The following is a 6,778-nucleotide window of genomic DNA, read 5'->3' as shown; positions in this document are numbered from 1 at the left end:
CGGCCTGTGCCGGCCCATCGTGGGCTTGCCTGCGAAGCGGCCGGCACTGCTATGATGCGCGCCTTTTCTTACACATGGGTTATCCCGCCAAACATGAGCAAACGCGAACCCGCCATCTATAAAGTGATCTTCCTCAACCAGGGGCAGGTCTTCGAGATGTATGCCAAGCAGATCTTCCAGAGCGACCTGTGGGGCTTTCTGGAAATCGAAGAGTTCGTCTTCGGTGAGCGCACCCAGGTGGTGGTCGACCCCAGCGAGGAAAAACTCAAGAGCCAGTTCGAAGGTGTGATCCGCAGCTTCGTGCCGATGCATTCGATCGTGCGTATCGATGAGGTCGAGCGGTTGGGCACGGCGAAGATCAGCGAAGCCAAGGGCGGCGGCAACGTGATGCCGTTCCCCATGCCGATGCCGGAGAAGTAGGGCGGTTCAGGGCAGTGGCGAGAATGGCGTACGGCCTTCGGCGTTCTGCAGTTCGAGCAGGTACTTGCGGAAGATCTGGCCGAGCACCTGGGTGGCGTGCTCCAGTTCGTCGCGGGGCATCTGTTCGGTGACTTCGTCGGCCATGTCCAGCGCATCCTCGGCGCCGTTGACTGCCGCCATTTTCAGCAGGATGTAGGCCTGCACGTTGTTGGCCTTGACCCCTTCGCCCCGGTGGAACATGGCGCCAAGGCGGTATTGAGCCTGGGCGTGGCCTTGCAGCGAGGCCTTCTGGAACCAGTTCAGCGCCTTGTTCAGGTCTTTCGGCGTCTGGGTGTAGTAGTACTCGCCCAGTTCGAACTGCGCCAGGGCATCCCCCGTCGTCGCCGTCTGCTCGCAAGCCTTGAGGGCATTGGCGAGGTCTTCTGGCTGAACATTCAGGGTGCAGCGGCCCGTCGCTGGAATAAGCAACGAGTTACCGCCCTCCGCCAGGGCCAGCAGGGGCTGAAGAAGCAACAGGCAGCCCAGGGTCAGGGCGCGGCCGGTGCGGTTCATGGGGATCGACTTACCTCTGCAAAGCTGCGGCCAATGTCTCTGGTGGCACATTATGGGATAAGCAACGCCAACCTTACAAAGTTTTACTCGAATTTCTGCATTGGTGGGGAAGTTGGCTGATTGTCTCGGGCTTTTTTGCGCCTGCACCCGCCGCCTGGTGGGTGCAGGCAACGCCACTTACTTGAGTTTCGCGAACGCTCGCTCAGCCGCATCCAGGGTGATCTGCAGCTCTTTGTCACCGTGGGCGATGGAGGTGAAACCGGCCTCGAACGCACTTGGCGCCAGGTACACGCCACCTTCGAGCATCAGGTGGAAGAAGCGCTTGAAGCGGTCCGCATCGCTGGCCATCACGTCGTCGAAGGTGACGATGTCGTCGGCGCCACTGAAGTACAGGCCGAACATGGCACCCGCCTGCGTGGTGACGAACGGCACGCCAGCGGCATCGGCGCGTTGCTGCAGGCCGTCGAGCATGCGGCTGGTGAAGTCGGTCAGTTCGGCGTGGAACCCAGGGCGGCTGATCAGCTTCAGCGTGGTCAGGCCGGCGGCCATGGCCAGCGGGTTGCCCGACAGGGTGCCGGCCTGGTAGACCGGGCCGAGCGGGGCGATGCAGCCCATGATCTCGCGCTTGCCGCCGAAGCAGCCGACGGGCATGCCGCCGCCGACGATCTTGCCGAAGGTCGACAGGTCAGGGGTGATGCCATAGTGGCCTTGGGCGCCGCCCAGCGAGACGCGGAAGCCGGTCATCACTTCGTCGAAGATCAACACCACACCGTGCTTGTCGCACTGCTCACGCAGGCCTTCGAGGAAGCCTGGCGCGGGCGGTACGCAGTTCATGTTGCCGGCGACCGGCTCGACGATGATGCAGGCCACGGTCTGGCCGACGTCGGCCAGAGTCTTCTCGACCGCAGCAATGTCGTTGAACGGCAGGGTCAGGGTGTGTTTGGCGAAGTCCGCCGGTACGCCCGCCGAGCTTGGCACGCCTTGGGTCAACAGGCCGGAGCCTGCCTTGACCAGCAGGCTGTCGGAGTGGCCGTGGTAGCAGCCTTCGAACTTGATGATGGCGTCGCGGCCGGTGTAGCCACGGGCCAGGCGGATGGCGCTCATGGTGGCTTCGGTGCCGGAGCTGACCATGCGCACCATCTCCATGGATGGCACGAGCGAGCAGACCAGGTCGGCCATCTCGGTTTCCATGGCCGTCGGTGCGCCATAGGACAGGCCGTGCTGCAGCTGGTTACGCACCGCGTCGAGTACTTCAGGGTGGCCGTGGCCGAGGATCATCGGGCCCCAGGAGCCGACGTAGTCGACGTAGCGCTTGTCATCTTCGTCAACGACATAAGCGCCTTCGGCATGCTTGAAGAACAGGGGTGTGCCGCCAACGCTCTTGAACGCGCGGACCGGCGAGTTGACGCCGCCCGGGATGTGCTTCTGGGCTTGGGCGAACAGGGATTCGGAACGGGACATGGGATCTTCTCTCGAAATCAGGAAGCGAACAGGGCATTGAAGGCACGGGCGCGGCGGGTGACTTCCGGCGCGCTATCGGTACCAAACAGGCCGTGGATCACTGCCAGCAGGTCGGCGCCATGGGCGACCAACGGGGCAGCGTTGTCGAGGGTGACGCCGCCGATCACGGCGATCGGCAGCTTGACCTGAGCGCGGGCCTGTTCCAGCAGGTCGAGGCTGGCGGCCGGCGCGCCCGGCTTGGTCACGGAGTTGAAAAACCGCCCGAAGGCCACGTAGCTGGCGCCTTCGCTGGCGGCCTGCCGGGCCAGGTCGAGCTGGGCGTGGCAGGTCGAGCCGATGATGGCGTTGCGGCCGAGCAGGGCGCGGGCCGGGGTGAGTGGGCCGTCGGTTTGGCCCAGGTGTACACCCACGCCCAGGCGGGCGGCCAGTTCGGCATCATCGTTGATGATCAGTTGGGTATCGTAGCGCTCGCAAAGGCGCATCAGTGCTTCGGCTTCACGCAGGCGGCGGGCCGCATCGTCACCCTTGTCGCGGTACTGCAGCAGGCACACGCCGCCCGCCAGCGCCGCTTCGACATGAGACAGGAAACGGCCGGCGAGCAGCTGGCTGTCGGTGATTGCATACAGACCGCGTAGCTTCATCTGAAAGCCTCGTATCAGGAGCAGAAGTCCAGGGGCAGACGGCGTGGCACGAACTGGCCGCGGCCCAGTTGCTCGGCGTCACGCAGGGTCCGCCAGGTGTAGTCCAGGGCGCTGCGTACAGCGCTTTGCAGCTGTTCGCCGAGGGCCAGTCGGCCAGCCAGGGCACTGGCCAGGGTGCAGCCCGAGCCATGATAGCTGCCAGGCAGGCGCTGGCAGGTCCAGGTATGGGGCTGGCCGTCGCGGCTGTACAGGCGGTTGTGGATTTCGTCTTCGTCGCCGTGACCGCCGGTAATCAGCAGGTGTCTACAGAACGGCAACAGTTTCTCGGCACACTCGTCAGCCGTGCCTTCTGGCAGCTCTGCGAGAATGCGCGCTTCCGGCAGGTTGGGCGTGGCAATGGTCGCCAGCGGCAGCAGGCGCTCGCGCACGGCATAGCCGACCTCGTCCTTGCCCAGGCGGCCACCGCCGCCGGCACGCAGCACCGGGTCGCAGACCAACGGCAGGTGCGGGTGGGCAGCCAGCAGTTCGGCGACGGTGTCGACCATGTCGATCGAACCGAGCATGCCCAGCTTGACGGCGGCCACCGTGGAGTCGGCCAGCACGGCGTTGGCCTGGGCCAGCACCCACTCGCGGTCGAGCACGCGGAAGTCGGAAACGTTGACGGTATCCTGGACGGTCAGGGCGGTCACCGCAGGTGCGGCGTGACAGCCTTGGGCGATCAGGGCTTCGATATCTGCCTGCAAGCCGGCGCCGCCACTGGGGTCGTGGCCGGAGAGACAGAGGACAACGGGGCGGGAGCTGTAGGTATTCATGGGCGGCGAGCTTACCACCAAACCTATTTGTGGGGATCGTCCTACAAACGGGTTTTGTTGATCGAGTGGTCAGATTTGTTTGTGTGAATCTTCTGAAAGTATTGATTTAGAGCTGTTTTATCGTGATTTCAGGTGGTCGATTGCCAGGTGGGAAAGCTATGCTAGAGTGCTCGGATAACTCGACAAACGGGTTCTGCCGGATTACGTCGTCTCAAACGGATGGGAGGCAACCGCGACGCGACCGGACAGGCCATGCTGGGGCTGTATGCGCTATTTGCTGATTGTGCTTCTGGGCTTGTTGCCTGTGCTGGCCGGGGCGGTCGAATTCGACGATGCCACCCGCCACCTTCCGTTGGGCCAGGCCATGCAGGTCTTCGAGGACCATGATGGCAGCGCCAGCATCGCCGAGGTCAGTGCGCCTGCGTTCGCCAAGCGGTTTCGCGCCCACCACGAGCCGGTGTTGAACGCCGGTTACTCCACATCGGTGTTCTGGCTGAAGATCGACTTGCACTACCTGGCATCGGCCACTGCCTCGCCCCGTGAATGGCTGCTGGAACTGGCCTATCCACCCCTGGACCACCTTGAGCTGTACCTGCCCGACAGTGCCGGCGCCTACCGCCTGGCCCAGCGCACGGGCGACGCCTTGCCCTACGCCAGCCGGCAGATCCGGCAGAACAACTACCTGTTCGAGTTGCCGCTGCGCCCTGGCCAGGCGCTTACCGTCTACCTGCGCCTGCACAGCCAGGGGTCGGTGCAGGCACCGCTGGCGTTATGGTCCGCCGAAGCCTATATGGAGGACCAGCCGACTCGCCTGTACGTGTTGGGCATGATCTACGGCGTGCTGCTGGTGATGCTGGTGTACAACCTGTTCATCTACCTCAGCGTGCGGGATGTCAGCTACCTCTATTACATCCTCTATATTGCGTCGTTCGGCCTTTACCAGGTTTCGGTGAACGGTGCGGGGGTTGCCTATTTCTGGCCGGAAAGCCCCTGGTGGGCGAATGCCTCGACACCGCTGTTCATTGGTGCCGCCGGCTTGTTTGGCTGCCAGTTCGCGCGGCATTTTCTGCAACTGGGCACGATCAGCCGAGGCTTCGACCGGTTGCTGCAACTGTTGATGCTCGGTGGCGCGGTGGTGATGGTGCTGGCCTTGAGCATGCCGTATGGCATCGCCCTGCGCATGGCCACGGTGCTGGCGCTGCTGTTTACGGTCAGCATCTTTACTGCCGGTGTGTATGCCTGGTCGCGCGGCTTGCGGGTGGCGCGCTGGTTCATCATCGCCTGGTCGGCGTTTTTGCTGGGCGGGCTGGTCAACACCTTGATGGTGCTGGGTTACCTGCCGAACCTGTTCATCACCATGTATGCCAGCCAGTTGGGTTCGGCCCTGGAAGTGGCACTGCTGTCACTGTCGCTGGCCGACCGTATCAACAGCCTGCGCGAGCAGCAGGCGCAAACCTTGCGTGAAACCGGACGAACGCTGGAGCAACTGAACCTTGAACTGGCCCGGAGCAACCGTATGAAGGACGAGTTCCTGGCCAGCGTGACCCATGAGCTGCGCACACCGATGAATGGTGTGATCGGTTCGCTGGAGCTGATGCACACGCTGCCGATGGACGCCGAGATGGCCCAGTACCATCGCACGGCGGCAGGTTCGGCGCAGGGCATGATGGACATGGTCGACGACATCCTCACCCTTTCCGAATTGCAAGGTGGTCGCCTGCGTGCGCAGCCTGCGCCGTTCAGTTTGCGCAACCTGCTGCAGGGCCTGCGTGCCGCGCATGCCGGCCAGGCGCTGGGCAAAGGGTTGTACCTGAGCCTGGACATCCCCGCCGAGCTGCCGGATGCGCTGCTGGGTGATGCGCAAAAACTCAGCCGCTGCCTGGGTTGCCTGCTCGACAACGGCCTGAAGTTCACCCATCAGGGCGGGGTCATGCTGCAAGTGCGCGGTCGACACCTGGGGCCGGACAACCTGGCGCTCACCTTCACGGTCAGCGACAGTGGTATCGGCTTTGATGATCTTGACCAGGCGGCCCTTTATCAGCGTTTTTATCAGCTCGATGGTTCCATGACCCGGCGTTATGGCGGGCTGGGGATTGGCTTGTCGATTTGCCGGCAGATGGGCGAGTTGTTGGGGGCGACGTTGTCGCATGACTCGACACGCGGGTTGGGGAGCCGGTTCGAGCTGACGATGAAAGTCGCGATATCGCAGGTGCAGTTGCCTGCGCACTCGCTGCAGACGCGTCGCTCGTTCTAGGTATATCGATAGCGGGGACGACGCGTTTGGGGGTGACAGGCGCCTGCCACGGGAGGTTTAGCGCCTGGGTAATCGAGTGCCGCGCGGGCGGCGCTCGATCTCATAGGCGCTAAATGTGTTGTGGCGAGCACCTGTCAGCCCTGATGCATTCCAACTCCTGTCGACGCGCGTCAGATTGTTCCTGCAACTCCCGCCCTCTAGGTTTGCCTGTCGCTTACAGTTCAGCGATCGGGTGCCGAAACTGCAGCAAGCATCTCAGGGTTTGATGAGTATTCCGGAGAACCCATGTAAGACGAAACCAAAACCACCCCAGGCGTCACCTATTTCTAACAAGGCGTGTTCCGCATAGCCGAAGGCATCCCCTGCCGCAGAGCCCGCGAGGAAGCCTCGGAGATGATGGAGGTTCCCCGCGATGAGTCCTCAGGCAAGGCTAGGCAGCGCGGGTTACTGCATCACTAATGGTGCGTAAGTCGACGAAAAGCCAAAAAGAGCGGTGATGGGCATCCAGCAGATAATCAGCCATAGAACATTTAGCCAAGTTATTTTTGAATTTTCAAAGCCGCACGCATCCCCCTCGCAAACATTGTAGGCCGGTGAACGCCATGGCGATGAAGGCGCCATTGGCCAGTGCGATGCCC

At 62.9% G+C, this 6,778-nt stretch carries 6 protein-coding genes and 2 pseudogenes; 3 read left to right on the top strand and 5 right to left on the bottom strand.

The features are described 5' to 3' along the window. Window positions 1–93 precede the first annotated feature (93 nt). Window positions 94–420, top strand: a complete 327-nt coding sequence (locus NP534_RS24945; protein ID WP_033702578.1) for a DUF1820 family protein — start codon at window positions 94–96, stop codon at window positions 418–420. 6 nt (window positions 421–426) lie between these two features. Here NP534_RS24945 and NP534_RS24940 read toward each other — a convergent pair whose 3' ends face one another. From NP534_RS24940 to NP534_RS24925, 4 genes are all read right to left on the bottom strand, one after another. After that, complete coding sequence (locus NP534_RS24940; protein WP_274100476.1) at window positions 427–972, bottom strand: tetratricopeptide repeat protein; 546 nt, start codon at window positions 970–972, stop codon at window positions 427–429. Between the two features lie 177 nt (window positions 973–1,149). Next, a complete protein-coding gene (gene hemL / locus NP534_RS24935; RefSeq protein WP_033701699.1) occupies window positions 1,150–2,433 on the bottom strand; it encodes a glutamate-1-semialdehyde 2,1-aminomutase in 1,284 nt (427 codons plus the stop codon). A 17-nt stretch (window positions 2,434–2,450) separates the two neighbouring features. Further along, complete coding sequence (thiE, locus tag NP534_RS24930) at window positions 2,451–3,074, bottom strand: thiamine phosphate synthase (protein ID WP_274100475.1); 624 nt, start codon at window positions 3,072–3,074, stop codon at window positions 2,451–2,453. Window positions 3,075–3,088: 14 nt separating this feature from the next. Further along, the gene (locus NP534_RS24925; RefSeq protein WP_033701697.1) at window positions 3,089–3,886 is read right to left on the bottom strand and encodes a hydroxymethylpyrimidine/phosphomethylpyrimidine kinase; all 798 of its coding nucleotides are present in this window, start codon (window positions 3,884–3,886) and stop codon (window positions 3,089–3,091) included. A 265-nt stretch (window positions 3,887–4,151) separates the two neighbouring features. Here NP534_RS24925 and NP534_RS24920 point away from each other — a divergent pair, with 265 nt between their 5' ends. Next, window positions 4,152–6,140 carry a sensor histidine kinase gene (locus NP534_RS24920; RefSeq protein ID WP_274100474.1) on the top strand — a complete coding sequence of 663 codons (1,989 nt, stop codon included), beginning with the start codon at window positions 4,152–4,154 and terminating at the stop codon, window positions 6,138–6,140. Window positions 6,141–6,431: 291 nt separating this feature from the next. Beyond that, window positions 6,432–6,560: pseudogene (locus NP534_RS26925) on the top strand (DUF3077 domain-containing protein); the annotation flags it as partial. A 24-nt stretch (window positions 6,561–6,584) separates the two neighbouring features. Here the strand turns inward: NP534_RS26925 and NP534_RS24915 are convergent. After that, window positions 6,585–6,778: pseudogene (locus tag NP534_RS24915) on the bottom strand (hypothetical protein); the annotation flags it as partial.

Source organism: Pseudomonas sp. 39004 (assembly GCF_028682155.1).
Lineage (GTDB): Bacteria > Pseudomonadota > Gammaproteobacteria > Pseudomonadales > Pseudomonadaceae > Aquipseudomonas > Aquipseudomonas capeferrum.
This window is presented reverse-complemented; position numbering and strand designations above follow the sequence as displayed.